This window comes from Rickettsia sp. Oklahoma-10 (assembly GCF_039954865.1).
Taxonomy (GTDB): Bacteria; Pseudomonadota; Alphaproteobacteria; order Rickettsiales; family Rickettsiaceae; genus Rickettsia; species Rickettsia oklahomensis.
Map to the genome: position 1 here is coordinate 216736 of NZ_CP157197.1, position 18217 is coordinate 234952.

Below are 18217 nucleotides of genomic sequence, written 5' to 3' on the forward strand. Positions count from 1 at the left end.
TAAAGGAGGATGATTTATAGTTAATGTTATTATTCTAAAACACTTGGTAAATTATCGGTATACATAAGTACGCTCGACACCAATATCACCCAAAATAGTGTCAGTGGCAAGAATACTTTCCAACCTAAACGCATTAACTGATCATAGCGATATCTTGGTAACGTTGCTCTGATCCATAAAAAGCAGAACAGTAAAAATCCAACTTTAAAAGCAAACCAAAAGAAACCGGGAATACAATCTAACCATAAGATATTAAAAGGTGGTAAATAACCACCTAAGAAGAAAGTAGTAGTCATTGCACTAACAAGTATCATATTAGCATATTCGCCTAAGAAAAATAAAGCAAATCCCATAGAGGAATATTCAACATTATAGCCGGCAACTAACTCTGACTCCGCTTCAGGTAAATCAAAAGGTAATCTATTTGTTTCGGCAAGTACTGAGATAAAAAACACAACACCCATTGGTAATAGCATTAAATCGATCCACCATGGAATGGTACTTTGTGCTTCAATAATCCCACTTAAATTGAGGGTACCTGTAGTAAGCAACACGGTAATAATAACCAGTCCCATCGATACTTCATAAGAAATCATTTGAGCAGATGAGCGTATAGCACCAAGGAATGCATATTTTGAGTTACTAGCCCAGCCTGCAATAATAATGCCGTAAACACTTAAGGCAGAAACAGCAAGAATATATAAAACACCGACATTAATGTCTGCAAGAACTACACCCTTTGCAAAAGGTATAACCGACCAACCAATTAAACTTAATATAAAAGTTATCATCGGTGCTAAAATAAATAATACTTTATCGGAATTGGTTGGAATAACCGGCTCTTTGAATAAGAGTTTAACCGCATCAGCAATAGGCTGCAAAAGCCCAAACGGTCCAACAACATTTGGACCTCTTCTAAGCTGCATAAAACCAATAACGCGACGTTCTGCATATGTTAAATACGCAACACACAATATTAAAGGGATAGTGATTGCCATTACCTTTAAAGCAATTATAATTAACGGAAAAATATATTCAAAAAAGAGTTCTGCCATATTGCATTGTCATCCCGCGACTTGATTGCGGGATCTAAGTAAAATTATTTTATAATATTTTAATATAAATTATAACAATTATGGTTGTGTTAGCTTTGATTAAATCTTATTACCATTTTCTTTTATATTATTTAAAGTGTTTCCTATGACTAATTGCTAGGTGAATAGCATTAAACTGTCCAAAATAAGCTAATTTATTATATTTCAAAATATAATAAATTAGCTTATCAGTAAATCCTTTTATTATTTTTTGTGTATACTGCCAAACACGTTTTATAATATTAGAAGTAACACTGATATTATAAAGTACCATCGTATTTACTTGAAAGTATATAAATAAACATAGTATTCATTCATTTTTAAATACTAGATACTGCGATCAAGTGCGGGATGATAATACTCTATTTTCTCTCATTTGCTTAGCCTCTACACACTTAGCCATAGTTACCGAATTTTTACTAATTATGTCAGTCATATAATAATTAATCGGTTCTGCAGTTATAGGTTCTTTTAATAATTTATCTTTAGATCTAAATTTAATAAATTTATTCTCTATAATTTTACCAATACTAGCGAACACTTTATATTCTTCAGCAAGCTTAGTCCGTATTGCTTGCAAATGATCCATTCCAATATCTATTCTTAAATGACTAGCAAGCTCTTTAATAATTGTTATATCTTCTTTAGCATCTCCTACAGGCGATATTGTTTTTTCTGCTATTTGTGGTCTACCTTCTAAATTTACGTAAATTCCACTCTGCTCAGTATAAGCAGCCGCAGGTAAAATTACATCTGCATTAGTAGCACCTGTTTCCCCGTGATGTCCTTGATATACTATAAAAGCTGATTTAAGTTTATTAAATGGGACTTCATCGCTACCTAATAAATAAGCTAATTTTATTTCCTTTAATTCATCAATCAAGCTATTAAAACCAATATCAAGACCGCCAACTATAGAAGCGTGATTATGCAATATATTAAAACCCTTCCAATCATCACGCATAATATTATATTCAGCTACTATCTTATGAATAAGCGACAATATAGCATATCCATCATCTCTTGCATATACACCGTCACCTACTATAATTATCGGATATTTTGCTGCTTTCAAGACTTTCGTAAACTCGTGAGTACCAATGACTAGCTCCTCAATAATCTTAATATCACTTCCTAAATCCTGAATTTCATAAGTTTGATTATGACCTGCCCCTATTCTTGCTACTTTTAATGAACCTACACGCACCCTTTGCCCTATGCGACTATTTAATATAGGTGCTATTTGTCTTGGATTAGCTCCAATTAATAAACATAAATCCGCTTTTCCTACACCGGCAATAGTTGTGTTAAATAAATAATTTCCTCTCTCACTTGTATCTATTTTATAGTTCAATTGATTAACACTATAATTATTACTACCAAGTTTCTGAAGTAATATTTTTAGCATAAACATTGCTTCAACAGGGGCAAAACAGCCAGCAAAAGCAGCAATTTGTTTAGGGTTAATAGATTTAATTTTATCAGCTATTGTATTTAAAGCTTCACTCCAGCTCGCTTCTACTAATTTACCATTTTTTCTGATATAAGGACAATCTAGACGCTGATATTTTAACCCATCATAACTAAAACGATTTTTATCCGAAATCCATTCTTCATTTATTTCTTCATTAACACGGGGTAATATTCTCATTACCTCATCACCTCTACTATCAATACGAATATTAGAACCTTCAGCATCATGCACACCTATAGAATTTGTGTGTCTTAGCTCCCATTTACGGGCTTTAAATGCATATGGCTTAGAGTTCAAAGCACCAACGGGACAAATATCAATCATATTACCAGAAATTTCTGAATCGAGAGCTTGTTCTAGATAAGAAGTTACTTCCATGTGTTCTCCACGATGAATAGCTCCCATTTCTTCTATTCCCGCTATATCATTGGCAAATCTAATACATCTAGTGCATTGTATACATCTAGTCATCGCTGTTTTAATCAGCGGACCCATATATTTATCTTTAATAGATCTTTTATTTTCATGAAATCTAGTAGTACCTCTACCGTATCTAAAAGCTTGATCCTGCAAATCACACTCACCACCCTGATCACAAATAGGACAATCTAAAGGATGGTTAATCAGCAGAAACTCCATCACCCCTTCACGGGCTTTCTTAACCATCGGTGTATTGGTATGAATAACCATACCGCTGCTGACTGGCATTGCACAAGAAGCTATAGGCTTTGGAGATTTTTCCATTTCAACCAAACACATACGGCAATTACCGGCAATTTTTAGACGCTCATGATAACAAAAATGAGGAATTTCTTTGCCTGCTTGTGTACAGGCTTGATAAACGGTGCTACCTTCTGATACTTCTATTTCAGAGCCGTCTATAGTAAGCTTTATCATCTTTTATTCATCTCCAGTAGCAAATAGACTTAAGTAATTTGCTACTGCTTTAAAAGTTGTATAAATCAAGTTTGAAGCAGCGCTTCGCTTAATTTGAAAATAAGTTTTAAAAAAAATCATTATCTTTTACTAAAATTATTAATTTCAAAAATTGTTACTGTAGTGGTACGTACAGCGACAATTTTTGACTACTTTGTCCAAATATTATATTATGTAATAATTCGCTATTCGTATTATTTTATCCAATAAGTCGTAGGGTTTGGATAAGCTTGACCTTCTACCATATAATTAAAACCAATGACAACACGCAATATATACCAAACTGCCAATGCAAAGTACAGTACTACTCCAATAATAATAAACGTAAACATGAAACATACAATCCATCCAAGAACTCCGAAACAAAAAGTACGCAACAGAAATACATAATGGCTGATAGTAAAATCATCCCCTTTATCCTTATTGAGATATGCAAAAAATACTCCAATTAATGGTAATACCGGAGCTACTATCCCGCATAGATATAATATATATATTACAATTAAATTTTTCGTACCACTCTCAACATATTCTTTAAGATGCTTATCCATATATTTCTCCTTATGTCATATTCCAATGTAGGCTGGAATCCAGAAAAATCTTTACCTAAATCTTTCCAATCAGAATTAATTTTTTCTATTAATTTGATTTTGCAACTATAATGCCATTTTTTAATACTTTTTCTCTAGCAAGTACTTCTTTAAGATTAGTCAATTCTTCTACATAGAAAAGCTTTTATAATATTATATTTTGCTGTAATCCCTTGATCACTTTTTACTTATGTTCATAAGTACGACTCAGTATATTATTATTAATACTAATATACAAAGTACTATTACGATCAGAACACAATATATCTATCTACCCAATACATTTTTATTATTTTTGCTGCTTTCTAAATTCCCGCGTAGGCGGGAATGACATCATTTCAAATTCTCTACCATAAAATGCATAATACTTCCGTGCTTTATATAATTTATCTCATTATCCGTAAATATTTGCAATATTAAATCTATTATCTGAGTCTCTCCATTTTGTTTTTTTATCATGCATTTAACAGAATTATAAGGTCTTATATGCTCATTTAAGCCTATAATATCAATAAATTCTGATCCGTCTAACTTTAAATCTAACCTTGTTTTATTACCAGTGAAAGTTAGCGGTACAATACCCATACCAACTAAATTTGAACGATGTATTCGCTCAAAGCTCTCAGCAATCACTGCCTTTACACCAAGCAGTTGCGACCCTTTTGCTGCCCAGTCTCTTGATGAACCACTACCATACTCTTTACCGGCAAAAATCACTACCGGCGTGTTATGTGCTTTATAGTCCATAGCTGTATCATAAATAGTTTGCTGCATACCATTTAACTGGTTTATAGTAAAACCACCTTCTACACCTTTACACATCTCGTTTTTTATACGAATATTAGCAAATGTGCCACGCATCATTACTTCATGGTTTCCTCTACGTGATCCGTAAGAGTTAAAATATATAGGCTCTATATGATGATCTGTTAAATATTTAGCAGCAGGGCTAGTTTTACTAATACTGCCTGCCGGTGAAATATGATCGGTAGTAATAGAATCACCGAAAATTGCTAAAATTCGTGCAGATTTTATGTCTTTTATATTATTCTTGCTGCCTATATCCTCAAAATAAGGCGGTTTATTAATATAAGTACTATTCTTATCCCAGTTATAAGTAGAGCTAGTAGTAACCTGTAAATCTTGCCACTCTTTCGTTCCGGTAAATATATCGGAATATTTTTCTATAAACATAGAGGAATTAATTGAATTCGCAATAACGTTATCTATCTCTTCTTTACTTGGCCAAATATCTTTTAAATAAATATTTTTTTCTATTGGTTGACTATTTAAATTTATATTAAGAGTGCCGCTAAGTGCGTATGCTACAACTAAAATAGGCGAACCGAGATAACTTGCTTTAGTAAGGGGATTAATTCGTCCTTCAAAGTTTCTATTACCCGATAAAACAGAAGCAACAACCAATCTGTTTTTGTTAATAGTTTCCTCTATTTCCAGATTTAGAGGTCCGGAATTACCAATACAAGTAGTACACCCGTAACCTACTAGGTTAAACCCCAATTCATCTAAATATTTATCAAGACCGCTAAGCTTCAAATATTCTGTTACAACTTTTGAACCTGGAGCAAGAGAAGTTTTAACCCAAGGCTTTACCTTTAATCCGTGTTCTAGTGCTCTTTTAGCAAGAAGTGCTGCACCGATCATAGCGCTAGGATTTGAGGTATTAGTACAGCTAGTAATCGCTGCAATTACTACATCACCGTTACCGATTTTATAACTCTGATTTGCTACGACATATTTTGTATCAATGTCTTTATTTTCTATAGTAAAATTCGGTAATTCTTGTTTAAAATTATTTGCTACATCGTTTAAATTGACCCTATCTTGTGGACGTTTTGGACCGGCTAAAGAACTTTGTACTTTCGATAAATCTATATCTAAAACCTCAGTATATTCTAGCGTTTCTGAAGAATCATACCAAAGATTTTGCATTTTAACATACTCTTCTACTAACTTAATTTGTGTTGTTTCTCTTCCTGTGAGTTCTAGATATTTTATTGTTTCATGATCAAGCGGGAAAAAACCGCAAGTTGCACCGTATTCAGGCGACATATTAGAAATCGTTGCACGATCAGCAATTGTTAGACTTTTAAGCCCTTCACCAAAAAACTCAACAAATTTACCTACTACTTTTTTCTTACGTAGTAATTCAGTAATAGTGAGAACTAAATCGGTTGCATTAGCAATACCGGTTAATTTACCTGTAAGCTTCACTCCAATTACCTCCGGGAGGATCATAGTAAGTGGTTGACCAAGCATTGCAGCTTCTGCCTCTATGCCACCGACTCCCCAACCAAGTACTGATAACCCGTTTACCATAGTTGTATGACTATCCGTTCCAACTAAACTATCAGGATAAACAAGCCCGTCTTTATTCCACACTACTTTTGCTAAATACTCTAAATTTACCTGATGGCAAATACCCGTACCGGGCGGCACTACCCTGAAATTATTAAATGCTTGCTGCCCCCATTTAAGAAATACATAACGCTCTATATTACGTTTCATTTCCATGTGAACATTTTTATCGAATGAATCCTTCGCTGCATAAGAGTCAACACTTACAGAATGGTCTATTACCAAATCAACAGGAATAAGCGGATTAATTTTTAACGGATCACCACCTTCTATTTTCTTCATCGCATCACGCATAGCCGCCAAATCTACAATAGCAGGCACGCCGGTAAAATCCTGCATTAAAACTCTTGTCGGCATAAAATCTATTTCCACATTAGATTTTTTAGTTTTTAGCCATTCTTTAAATGCAAGTAAGTTTTGCTTTGAACCATTAGAACGTAATACATTCTCAAATAACACTCTTAAACTATATGGAAGCTTTTTTAAGGGCAACTCAATATAATCTGCAGCTTTATTTATATCATAAATTTTATATAAAATATTATCGACTGATAATTCCTTAATATATTCTACATTATGCACTTTTTGCATGCATTCCTCATTCTAATATTCATTATGTGGTACTTGGTGGCGTTGCCAGCTATGTCCATTCCTACGTTATGCATTATTGTGTGGATCAACTTTGCTGTTGTTATCCCACAACTTAATCACAGCATGACCAACAAAATTCTACTACTTTAGGTTACTTTTTAGATGCTGTGCCAAGTTAAGGTTGACACCAAACACGTTTTTTGATCCATATAACAAAGTTCACTCTCAATGACGCTTAAATACCCCCTAAAATATACCTTTAGGCTAATTTGTTTGAAGATCGAGAAGCTTAGTTGCTATTTCTGCTTCACTTAAATTCGTAACGTTGATAGCTGTTTCTGTAGTTATATTAATATAACTTCCTGTTACTTCAGTTACACCACTGGAAATAAGATAAGTGTTTTTGGGTTTATGCATATCATCTATATAAACCTGCACTAAACCAGTTTTCAAACTAACAAGCATCGGTGCGTGACTCGGCAACACCCCAAACATACCCTCCTCACCAGGTAGCACTACCATTTTAGCTTGCTTTTCAAATTCAATACTTAAAGGAGTAATGATTTTAACTATAATTGTTTCATTCATATTGTGTGGTTTATCCTTAATGTTAATCCCGTGGCTTAAACCAGGGATAACACATAAAAGAGCTGGATTCCCACCTAAGCGGGAATGACATCAACATAATTTTAAATTCCGAGCTTTATCAATAGCCTCTTCTATAGTTCCAACCATATAAAAAGCAACTTCCGGTAAATCATCGTATTTACCTTCCACAAGTCCTTTAAAACCTGCTATAGTATCGGCTAAATCAACAAATTTTCCCTCCGTTCCGGTAAATACTTCTGCTACATGGAAAGGTTGCGATAAGAAACGTTGTATCTTTCTAGCACGTGACACGGTTAATTTATCTTCTTCAGATAACTCATCCATACCTAAAATAGCAATAATATCCTGCAACGATTTATAAGTTTGTAGAACCTGCTGAACTTGTCTTGCTACACTATAATGCTCCTCCCCGACAATCATCGGATTAAGTACTTGAGAATTGCTATCTAATGGGTCAACTGCCGGATAAATCCCAAGCTCAGCTATCTGACGGCTAAGTACTGTTGTAGCATCTAAATGTGCAAAAGAAGTAGCAGGAGCAGGATCAGTTAAATCATCCGCTGGTACATATATAGCCTGCACAGAAGTTATTGAGCCGTGCTTAGTAGAGGTGATACGCTCCTGTAGTTCTCCCATATCAGTTGCAAGAGTAGGCTGGTACCCTACTGCCGATGGAATTCTACCAAGCAGTGCCGATACTTCAGAGCCTGCTTGAGTAAAACGGAAAATATTATCCACAAAGAATAAAACATCTTGTCCCTCATTCATATCTCTAAAGCTTTCTGCAATAGTAAGCCCACTTAATGCAACTCTTGCCCTTGCTCCGGGCGGCTCGTTCATTTGCCCATAAACAAGAGCCACTTTTGACTTTTCAGGCTCTTCAAGATTAATAACACCTGAGTCAATCATTTCATGGTAAAGATCATTACCTTCTCTAGTTCTCTCACCAACGCCCGCAAATACCGTATATCCACCATGAGCTTTAGCTACGTTATTGATAAGTTCCATTATTAACACGGTTTTACCGACTCCTGCACCGCCGAATAATCCTATTTTACCACCTTTAGTATAAGGAGCAAGTAGATCGACTACTTTAATACCAGTTACCAATATATTACTCTCGGTTGCTTGATTGGTAAAGCTAGGTGCTGGTTTATATATAGAAGAAATATTTGAGCTCTTAATTTCTCCCCTGCCGTCAATCGCTTCACCTACAACATTCATAATACGCCCTAACGTTTCAGTACCTACAGGAATACGGATAGGATTACCTGTATCCACTACTTCTAGCCCCCTTACTAATCCTTCAGTAGAATCCATAGCAATACAACGCACTGTATCATCACCTATATGTTGTGCTACTTCCAACACTATCCTTTGATTATCACTATAGCACTCAAGGGCATTTAAAATTTCCGGTAATTTGCAGTTATTCGTAAATTTTACGTCCACTACCGCTGAAATAATCTGAGTAATTTTTCCAATATTCTTTGTCATTATTGTATCTTTATGTTGAGGTTTGTCACACCCCATGGCTTGACCACGGGGATCCTAAAAAAATAAAAAAATACTGAACCATGTGGTCCCACGGGACATGAGGCGGGGCCTAACACACAGCCTTATATCTAAACAGCCTCAGATCCGGCTATAATCTCTATCAACTCTGTAGTAATAATAGCTTGTCTTGATCTATTCAGCTTTAAAACTAACTTACTTATTAAATCATTAGCACTATTGGTTGCATTGCCCATAGCAGTCATTCTTGCCCCTTCCTCACTTGCTCTATTTTGTAGCAGAGCATAATTTATTTGGGCATCAACATATAAACTAATCAAGTTAGAAATTAATTTTTCTCCTTCATACTTATAATGATCATTTTTGACTGTAGAATCATCCTGATATTTTTCTACCGGTAAAATCTTTTGTCTAGTCATAATTTGAGTCATTGCGTTTTTAAATTTGTTAAAATATATAGCACAGCTACTAACTTCAAAATTGTAGGCTGCCGACATAATTTTTTGTTTTACTTGTAGAATCAGTTGTTCATCATGAATTTTTGGTAAATCAAAATAACTATCAATATAATTTGCATACTGCCTTTTTAGTACTTCGTAACCTTTTTTTCCAATAATGATAAGTTTTATTTGTGCACCTTTATTTTCTAACTCTTTAATATCATTCTTAACTTGCTTAATTATGCTGTAATTGAATGTTCCGCATAAACCACGCTGTGATGTTATCACTATCAATAAATTTGCTTTATTAGGTACGGCATAAAAAAATTTTTGTTCTTCTATAGATAGCTCATACATATCCATTGATAATATAGCAGACATCATTTTACTAATAGCCTCAATATAAAAATTCGAATTGGCTATTTGACTCTTTATTTTTGTCATCTTAGATGCTGATACTAGTTGCATTGCTTTGGTAATCTTTTGTATAGATTTAATGCTTTTAATTCTAGTTCTTAACTGCTTTAAATTTGACATATACTTTAGTTCTTGTAATTCTATAGCCATTCTTATATTCTACCACTTTCGTTAGAATGAAATAGAATATAAGAATGACATTATGCTAATTAATCGGCTTCAACAAAAGCCTTAACAAAATTTTCTAAAAATGCTTTTAGTTTCTGCTCAGTTTCTTCAGTTATACATTGCTCATTTTTTATTGATTCCAAAATATTGTTTTTATTTAACCTTATTTCCGTAAGCATTTTATCTTCAAATTCTTTTACTTTCTGAAGCGGTACATAATTTAAATATTTCTTAGTCCCAACATAAATACTGACTATTTGCTCTTCTAACGGAAAAGGATGATATTGTGCTTGTTTTAATATCTCAACTAATCTCTTACCATGTTCGATTTGTACTTTAGTTGTAGGGTCTAGATCTGATTCAAATTGCGAGAAAGACTCAAGCTCTCTAAATTGAGCAAGTTCTAGCTTTACCGAACCTGCCACTTGCTTCATAGCTTTTATTTGTGCTGCAGAGCCAACTCGGCTTACTGAAATACCAACATTAACAGCCGGTCTTACGCCTTTATAAAATAACTCACTTTCTAAAAAGATTTGTCCGTCGGTAATTGAAATAACATTTGTTGGGATATATGCGGATACATCACCTGCTTGCGTCTCGATTATAGGAAGTGCTGTAAGTGAACCGCTACCTTTTCCCTTTGACATTTTAGCAGCGCGCTCAAGCAATCTTGAATGCAAGTAAAATACGTCGCCCGGGTAAGCTTCACGCCCAGGTGGCCTTCTAAGTAATAATGAGATTTGTCTATATGCTACGGCATGCTTACTCAAATCATCATAAATAATAAGTGCATGCATGCCATTATCACGGAAATATTCACCCATGCTACAGGCAGCATAAGGGGCAATGAACTGAAGAGCAGCAGCTTCCGATGCAGTCGCGGAAACAACCATTGTATAGTCCATTGCTCCAGCATCTTCTAGTTTTCTTACTATCTGTGCAACACTTGATCTTTTTTGCCCAATAGCTACATAAATACAATAAATTTTATCGTTTTCATTAGTAAGTAAATGAGCTTGTTTTTGATTAATAATAGTATCAATGGCTATAGCTGTTTTCCCAGTTTGTCTGTCACCTATTATTAGTTCTCTTTGCCCTCTGCCTATCGGAATTAAAGCATCAATAGCCTTTATACCAGTCTGCACAGGTTCACTAACACTTGCTCTTTCTATTATCCCTGGGGCTTTCATTTCGATATGTCTGTATTCTTTACTTACAATATCGCCCTTGCCGTCAATAGGGTTACCAAGAGCATCCACAACACGACCAAGCAAAGCTTTTCCAACCGGTACTTCTAAAACTTCTTTGGTTCTTTTAACATTATCACCTTGCTGTACTTGATTATCCTCCCCCATAATTACAGCACCGACACTATCATTTTCCAAATTTAAAACAAGACCCTTAACACCAGATTTAAATTCTACTACTTCACCAGATTTTACATTAGCAAGACCAAAAATTTTAGCTATACCATCACCGACGGTTATTACCTGTCCTACTTCCTCAAGTTCACTTAAGCAATTAATATTAGCTATTTCCTTTTGTAATATTTCAGCTACTTCAATAGGCTTTAGTTTCATGTGGTTTACATCTCCCTAATATACTCATTATCATCGCACGACTTGATCGCGTGATCTAGTAAAATTGACTACTACAAGCTATTTTTTTGGATACCGTGGGTCAGGACAAGGTACAACAACAATATTCAAGTAGTAATATTAACTTTCTTTAAAACTTTCATTATTTTATCTAAACTACCTTTTATTGAGTAATCTTGCAACATACTATCATATTTAATTACAATACCACCAATAATAGTGTTATCTATAGCAAATAATATTTCTGTTTTTTGATCTAACTCTTTTTCTATATGAGACTTAATCCACTCTTGCTCTTTAGGTTGTAACTTATTTGCAGAAATAACCTGAACTATCTTTATATTTTTACTTTCATATAGCAACTTATTAAATATACTTACTATATCTGATAAGATAGTTATGCGGGAATTTTTTATCAATAATAATAAAAAATTATGTACTATTGTGTGAATTTTAGTATTTTTTACTAACGAATTGACTACATTAATTTTATCATTCCTATTTACTATAGGAGAAAATAAGCATTCCCTAATATCAAAATGATCAGTAATAATACTATTTATAAAGGTGATTTCCTCAAATACCTTATCCTGAATACTATCAACCATAGCATTATTAAATAAAGCTATAGCATAATTCCCTATTAAATTATTTTTATTCATATATATATATACTTTTTGTAAAAGGAGCGTACACAATACAACTTTAATTTATGTTTTTACTCTTTTTTACCTAGACCTATATATGTATTGCTCTATCATAAGCAGCGAGTACCGACTCATACATCATTTCCGATAAAGTCGGGTGTGGAAAGATAGTATTAATTAAATCGAGTTCGGTGCCTTCTAAATTTTTTGAAACTACGTATCCTTGTATCAATTCCGTAACTTCTGAACCTATCATATGAGCTCCAAGTAACTCACCAGTTTTAGCATCAAATATGGTTTTTATTAACCCATCGCTATCACTGCTTACTAAAGCCTTACCATTAGCTCTAAAAGGAAATCTACCTATTTTAAGCTCATAACCTAAAGCTTTTGATGCTTCTTCAGTTAAACCAACGCTTGCTATTTGTGGTGAAGAATAAATACAGCTGGGAATATTATGTTTATTAATAGCATTGGGTTTTAAGCCGGCTATGCTTTCCGCTACAATAATACCTTCATGACTTGCTTTATGTGCTAGACAAGGTGTTCCTGCTACATCTCCTATAGCATAAATACCTGATTCCGCAGTTTGCATTAATAAGCTAGTAACTATATAGCCGTTTTCTACTTTAACTTTTGTTTTCTCTAGTCCTAAATTTTCCGTATTCGCCTTAATACCTACTGCCATAAGTAAGATTTCAGCTTGTAATTTTTGTGTTTTTCCGCCTAACTCTAATTCAACTTCTATCTTATCTTGTGATTTTGTTTGCTTAATTAACTTAGCATTTGTAATAATTTTTATACCCTTTTTCTCAAATTGCTCATGAGCAATTCCAGCAATTTCCGTATCTTCGGCAGGCAATATTTTAGTGTGAGCTTCAATTACGGTAACATTAACGCCGATACTATTATAAAATGAAGCGAACTCTATACCTATTGCCCCTGCACCTACTATAATTATAGATTTCGGCACATACTGAAGTATCATAGCTTCCTTAGACGTCAAAATTTGTTTACCGTCAGGCTCAAATCCTTTTAATACTATTGATCTAGCACCAGTAGCTATAATAATATTCTCTGCTTTTATAGATAATTTATTACCTTGTTTATCTATATTTATTATCTTATTTCCTGCGAGATTTGCTACTCCATCTATCACAGTCACTGTATTTTTTTTTAATAAAAACTTAACACCACCTGCAAGCTTACCTGAAATTTCTCTTGAACGCTCAACTATTTTTTTAATATTGATTTCAGCACCTTTAGCATCAATTCCATAATCTTTAGCATGTCTTATGTACTCAAACACCTCAGCAGATTTAAGCAGAGATTTAGTCGGTATACATCCCCAATTAAGGCATACTCCGCCCAAATGTTCTTTTTCTATTAATACAACTTTTTTCTTTAATTGTGCTGCTCTAATTGCTGCAACATACCCACCGGGACCACCGCCTATAACAGCTACATCGTATTGTTCCATTTTATTTTTATTTCGTTAATTTGTTTAATTGTTATACCGTGGTTTGACCACGGTATCCAATCTTTTTAATGTTTTTATGAACCCCGTGGTCAAGCCACGGGGCAATACTACAGATTTTACCGATCCATACAACAACTCCCAACAAACATGACATAAGCAACTTCAAACAACCATAATGTTTTTTAGCATACACCTATTCTACTCATGCACTTTAATCTGTCCCAACAATCGGCTGCACCCTAATCGCATTCTGCTTATGCTACCTTAAGACCTTATATCTCCTTAATAATATTGTAATCTTTTGTGAGCACTTTAAGCCTTTCATTCACTGTTATATTCAGACTTACCTCATCTATAGCAGTAAGTTTCACTAAATTTGATAATGCAGGGAATTTAGTACCTAAACTTCTTATTCTTTCGTCAAGTTCATCTAAGCGTTTAATTAAACCTTCATATTGTCCTTCAAATAATAAATGTAGACCTCTAAACTCTACTCCTTCTATATTCCAATTTGATAAATGTTGTGTTCTAAAATAGAAAACATATCTATCTGCTAAAATTTAGCTCTAAAGCTTTTACGCCTTGTATAACACCATCAAATTTCTATGAACTCCTTGAGTTTATAACATTTTTTTAGATACTGCAAGAGATAACAAAATTTATAATTTATTTCCACGTTTCTTCATGAGAGTAAGTTCTAGCATTTTCTTTATCAAGTTTCTTAGCAATTTTTGACAAAAATAAATATTCTCTTATTTCAATAAAATTTGAAGTATTAATTCTTTAAAATTTAAAGATTTAATTTTTCGATTAAAATCGTAATTGTAACAGTTTTACATCACTTAAAAAATAAAAGTATAGAAAATCATTAGGAGTGTATTAGAAGTACATAAAACAGCTGCAAAGGATTTATTGTATTCTGAAACCACAAATTGAGGTTCAGTTCAATTCTTTTAGCTTTTCTTTTATTATTTCTTAATAGAGTACCCTGCATAAGAATCATCAGTTGTATTATCTTCAATAAATATGTACAAAGAAAACTATTATATTATTTTTTATAACCACCTACAAACTATCCGATTTACCTATCTTGTAATTTTTGCATTCTATCTTGAATCAGTATATCCCCAACTGCCTATATTTACTGCAAAGCTTCCAACCATCTACACCATCTTCAATAAACAAAATATTTTTAGTCATTCCTTGGGCTGTAAGGTACAGGTAATTTATTCTCTGCGAGTTTTTGAAGAAAAGTTAATTCTTCTTCTGGTGAAATTGCTAAAGCACCAGCAAACCATGAATTGGTTAAGCCGTTATTTTTACTTTATCACCTAAAATATCTGATTACCGTAATTAAATTACGTTACATAATCACAGAATTTTTCAATACCTAATTCTTTGGTAATAACCTAAGTATTACCAAATACAGTTATTCTTCATCCAGTCTTTAGGTATTTGAGTTTGCTTCCAAACTTTAAGATAGTCAACATCTCCTTCTTTAAAAGGTAATTTTGGATGAGTATTATCAATTAAAAGCCTATCATCATAATCCATTAAACTTATAGCAATTTTCAATGTTGAACACGGAGAAGAATGTGAATTACAATTTCCTGTCTAATAAATTTATTATTTTCTTTAACTAAAAAACAATCTACTTAAGTTATAAAAAGTATAATAAGTGATATTAGGGCAGTTAGATATAACTTGTTTCATATATTAAGCTCTAAGTACATTAGAGTGGGTAGACTAAGTTTAATTTAGAAAAGAGCAATGCACTTCAAAACTTATAATCACAGCGTAGGTCATACTACATGAGGATCATCAACAAAAATTAACGCTGCTAATTTTTTAAATTAAACAAGTATATAGTTTAATAAATTTCTTGGGATTGATCATTTATACTCGGCACATAATCAAAAATATCACTGTGATCATGATTATCGATCATGTCTTCATTCTCAAGCATTTGAACGTTATTGATTTTAAATGCTTCTATCACACTACCATTTGGCGTAATTTTACCAGTTGCCCTATCTACTGCTAATAATTTTATTGAATCAGGAACCTTGAAAGGCAACACTGGCTCATCCTTATAAGCGTTACTCATAAAATCAATAAAGATCGGTAATACAACGTTTGCTCCAGTTGCTCTTTGTCCAAGGGTTCTTGGAGTATCATAGCCAACATAGCTACCGACTACTATTTTGGGTGTAAAGCCTACAAACCATGTATCTTTACTATCATTACTAGTACCGGTTTTTCCACCGATAATCTTCCCTAACTTCTTTGCAGCATAGCCGGTTCCTCTATCTATTGCTCCTGTTAAAAACGAAGTAATTTGATAGTTGCTAGCTTCATCTGTAACTCTATAGATATCTTCCTTGGGTATTTCTAATATTGCAGTGTCTAAATTACTATCTGAAACAATGCAAGCCGCACATTTTCTATTCTCTCTACGATAAATAATACGTCCGTTACGATCTTTAATTAATTCTACAAAATGAGGTTCAACTTTTTTACCACCGTTAGCAATAATTGCATAAGCATTAGTCATGCGTGCAAGCGTAGTTTCAATTGAACCAAGTACCATAGAATAGACTTTTTTTGGTTCATTATTAATACCGAAACGCTTAATTATATCAATGATTTTTGTAAGTCCAACTGCAGTTGCAACTCTTACAGTTATAAGATTACAAGATTTTTCAAGTCCGGCACGCATAGTGATGTCACCTAAAAACTTACCTGCATAATTTTTAGGACGCCAACTAGGCATACCTGGACCTTGTGAGATCTCAATAGGCCCATCATTAAAAATCTGATTTGGCTTAACACCGTTTTCAAGAGCTGCCAAATAAACAAAAGTCTTACTCAAAGAACCTGGTTGACGAAGTGCTTGAGTTACTCTATCAAATTTACTGGTCGAAAAATCATAACCACCAACACTTGCAAGTACCTGTCCAGTATTTGGATTCATAACCATAATAGCCCCATTCACCTCAGGGATTTGACGAAGAGCATACCACTCTTTTATAACCTCAACTACTATTACATCACCTTTTTTAAGCAAAGACTTAACTGACTTAAGGTCACTTCTTGCCCATTTCATTTCAGAAATAGGAATTTTAGATTTGCTGCCGTCTATAAGCCCAATCTCTGCATGGTTATCGGTCACATCTAGAACTACAGCTAATTTATACTCTAAAAGGGATTGAGGCAGAGATAATTTTTTTAGCTCCTCTTGCCAGTTTTGGATAGAGATATTAGCTATAGGTTTTCTAAAACCACGTTTTCTATCAAACTCCCTAAGACCTTTTCTTAAAGAATTTTCAGCTAATTGCTGCATCTTTGTATCTAAAGAAGTAATAATAGTAAGACCTCCAGTATAAAACTCTTCCTTACTATTTAGCATCTTAATTACTTCTTCTCGCACCTGCTCAGCATAATAATCAGCTACAACAGTCTCTTCTTTAGCGCGTTTACGTAGAACTATTGGACTATCTATAGCTTCTTTTGCCGCTTCTTTTGTTATATAACCGTCTTCAAACATACGTGTTATTACGTAATCACGACGCCTTTTCACCCTAACATAATTTTTCTCTGGATTAAGTTCGGAAGGAGCTTTAGGCAACGCCGCAATAAAAGCGGATTCTGCAATGGTAAGTTCTTCTACCGATTTATTAAAATAATTTTGTGCAGCTGTTGCAACTCCGTATGCACCACGACCAAAGAATGTTTGATTAAGATATAATTCTAAAATTTGATCCTTAGTAAATACTCTCGAAATCATATAAGAAAGAATCGCTTCTTTAATCTTACGTTCAAGAGAAACCTTGTTAGTTAGTAGAAAATTTTTGACCACTTGCTGAGTAATGGTAGAAGCTCCTTCCATACGTCTATGATGTAGATAATTAGATATATTTAAAAATGCTGCTCTAATTATTCCAAGCAAATCGACCCCCGGGTGGTTATAGAAATTCTTATCCTCAGCAGCAATAAAACTTTCTATTAATGAACTTGGCACGCTATTAATCGGTACAAATACTCGGCGTTCAAAAGCGTACTCCTCCATTAATTTACCGTCACGGGAATAAATACGCGTTACTGAGGGAGGATAATAACGTGCAAGCTGTGAGTAATCCGGTAAATCATGTGAATAATGATATATTATATACGCTAAAACAACGCAACCAATTAAAATCAATACTGCAAAAATTCTTAAACAAAAAAATAGAAACTTATACATTTATAGGTAATATTTTTTGACATTATAATTAAGTAG

At 33.6% G+C, this 18217-nt stretch carries 13 protein-coding genes and 1 pseudogene; all 14 read right to left on the reverse strand.

What is annotated here, in order from left to right:
• Nucleotides 1-29 precede the first annotated feature (29 nt).
• On the reverse strand, nucleotides 30-1055 hold the full coding sequence (gene nuoH / locus AAGW17_RS01010) for an NADH-quinone oxidoreductase subunit NuoH (RefSeq protein WP_347939092.1): 1026 nt from the start codon (nucleotides 1053-1055) through the stop codon (nucleotides 30-32).
• A gap of 379 nt (nucleotides 1056-1434) precedes the next feature.
• On the reverse strand, nucleotides 1435-3465 hold the full coding sequence (gene nuoG / locus AAGW17_RS01015; protein WP_347939093.1) for an NADH-quinone oxidoreductase subunit NuoG: 2031 nt from the start codon (nucleotides 3463-3465) through the stop codon (nucleotides 1435-1437).
• A gap of 233 nt (nucleotides 3466-3698) precedes the next feature.
• A complete protein-coding gene (locus tag AAGW17_RS01020) occupies nucleotides 3699-4055 on the reverse strand; it encodes a DUF4870 family protein (RefSeq protein ID WP_347939094.1) in 357 nt (118 codons plus the stop codon).
• 372 nt (nucleotides 4056-4427) lie between these two features.
• The gene (gene acnA, locus AAGW17_RS01025; RefSeq protein ID WP_347939095.1) at nucleotides 4428-7064 is read right to left on the reverse strand and encodes an aconitate hydratase AcnA; all 2637 of its coding nucleotides are present in this window, start codon (nucleotides 7062-7064) and stop codon (nucleotides 4428-4430) included.
• A 264-nt stretch (nucleotides 7065-7328) separates the two neighbouring features.
• Entirely contained in the window at nucleotides 7329-7652 is a 324-nt protein-coding gene (locus AAGW17_RS01030) for a F0F1 ATP synthase subunit epsilon (RefSeq protein ID WP_347939096.1), read from the reverse strand.
• Between the two features lie 90 nt (nucleotides 7653-7742).
• Entirely contained in the window at nucleotides 7743-9170 is a 1428-nt protein-coding gene (gene atpD, locus AAGW17_RS01035; RefSeq protein ID WP_347939097.1) for a F0F1 ATP synthase subunit beta, read from the reverse strand.
• A 128-nt stretch (nucleotides 9171-9298) separates the two neighbouring features.
• A complete protein-coding gene (gene atpG / locus AAGW17_RS01040) occupies nucleotides 9299-10165 on the reverse strand; it encodes an ATP synthase F1 subunit gamma (protein WP_347939098.1) in 867 nt (288 codons plus the stop codon).
• 89 nt (nucleotides 10166-10254) lie between these two features.
• The gene (gene atpA, locus AAGW17_RS01045; RefSeq protein WP_347939099.1) at nucleotides 10255-11793 is read right to left on the reverse strand and encodes a F0F1 ATP synthase subunit alpha; all 1539 of its coding nucleotides are present in this window, start codon (nucleotides 11791-11793) and stop codon (nucleotides 10255-10257) included.
• A gap of 125 nt (nucleotides 11794-11918) precedes the next feature.
• Complete coding sequence (atpH, locus tag AAGW17_RS01050; RefSeq protein ID WP_347939100.1) at nucleotides 11919-12473, reverse strand: ATP synthase F1 subunit delta; 555 nt, start codon at nucleotides 12471-12473, stop codon at nucleotides 11919-11921.
• Nucleotides 12474-12549: 76 nt separating this feature from the next.
• Nucleotides 12550-13938, reverse strand: coding sequence for a dihydrolipoyl dehydrogenase (gene lpdA, locus AAGW17_RS01055; RefSeq protein ID WP_347939101.1), 1389 nt, complete (start codon nucleotides 13936-13938; stop codon nucleotides 12550-12552).
• Between the two features lie 31 nt (nucleotides 13939-13969).
• Entirely contained in the window at nucleotides 13970-14092 is a 123-nt protein-coding gene (locus AAGW17_RS01060) for a hypothetical protein (protein WP_347939102.1), read from the reverse strand.
• Between the two features lie 124 nt (nucleotides 14093-14216).
• Nucleotides 14217-14498, reverse strand: a pseudogene (locus tag AAGW17_RS01065) (ferritin-like domain-containing protein); the annotation flags it as partial.
• An 856-nt stretch (nucleotides 14499-15354) separates the two neighbouring features.
• Nucleotides 15355-15513 (reverse strand): hypothetical protein, encoded by a 159-nt coding sequence (locus AAGW17_RS01070; RefSeq protein ID WP_347939104.1) that lies wholly within the window; start codon nucleotides 15511-15513, stop codon nucleotides 15355-15357.
• Between the two features lie 295 nt (nucleotides 15514-15808).
• Entirely contained in the window at nucleotides 15809-18181 is a 2373-nt protein-coding gene (locus AAGW17_RS01075; RefSeq protein ID WP_347939105.1) for a penicillin-binding protein 1A, read from the reverse strand.
• Between the last annotated feature and the right edge of the window lie 36 nt (nucleotides 18182-18217).

What these genes read in the sequence shown, in the direction of transcription:
- nuoH (WP_347939092.1), bottom strand. Translation starts at nt 1,055, where the DNA reads ATGGCAGAACTCTTTTTTGAATATATTTTTCCGTTAATTATAATTGCT.
- nuoG (WP_347939093.1), bottom strand. Translation starts at nt 3,465, where the DNA reads ATGATAAAGCTTACTATAGACGGCTCTGAAATAGAAGTATCAGAAGGT.
- AAGW17_RS01020 (WP_347939094.1), bottom strand. Translation starts at nt 4,055, where the DNA reads ATGGATAAGCATCTTAAAGAATATGTTGAGAGTGGTACGAAAAATTTA.
- acnA (WP_347939095.1), bottom strand. Translation starts at nt 7,064, where the DNA reads ATGCAAAAAGTGCATAATGTAGAATATATTAAGGAATTATCAGTCGAT.
- AAGW17_RS01030 (WP_347939096.1), bottom strand. Translation starts at nt 7,652, where the DNA reads ATGAATGAAACAATTATAGTTAAAATCATTACTCCTTTAAGTATTGAA.
- atpD (WP_347939097.1), bottom strand. Translation starts at nt 9,170, where the DNA reads ATGACAAAGAATATTGGAAAAATTACTCAGATTATTTCAGCGGTAGTG.
- atpG (WP_347939098.1), bottom strand. Translation starts at nt 10,165, where the DNA reads ATGTCAAATTTAAAGCAGTTAAGAACTAGAATTAAAAGCATTAAATCT.
- atpA (WP_347939099.1), bottom strand. Translation starts at nt 11,793, where the DNA reads ATGAAACTAAAGCCTATTGAAGTAGCTGAAATATTACAAAAGGAAATA.
- atpH (WP_347939100.1), bottom strand. Translation starts at nt 12,473, where the DNA reads ATGAATAAAAATAATTTAATAGGGAATTATGCTATAGCTTTATTTAAT.
- lpdA (WP_347939101.1), bottom strand. Translation starts at nt 13,938, where the DNA reads ATGGAACAATACGATGTAGCTGTTATAGGCGGTGGTCCCGGTGGGTAT.
- AAGW17_RS01060 (WP_347939102.1), bottom strand. Translation starts at nt 14,092, where the DNA reads ATGTCATGTTTGTTGGGAGTTGTTGTATGGATCGGTAAAATCTGTAGT.
- AAGW17_RS01075 (WP_347939105.1), bottom strand. Translation starts at nt 18,181, where the DNA reads ATGTATAAGTTTCTATTTTTTTGTTTAAGAATTTTTGCAGTATTGATT.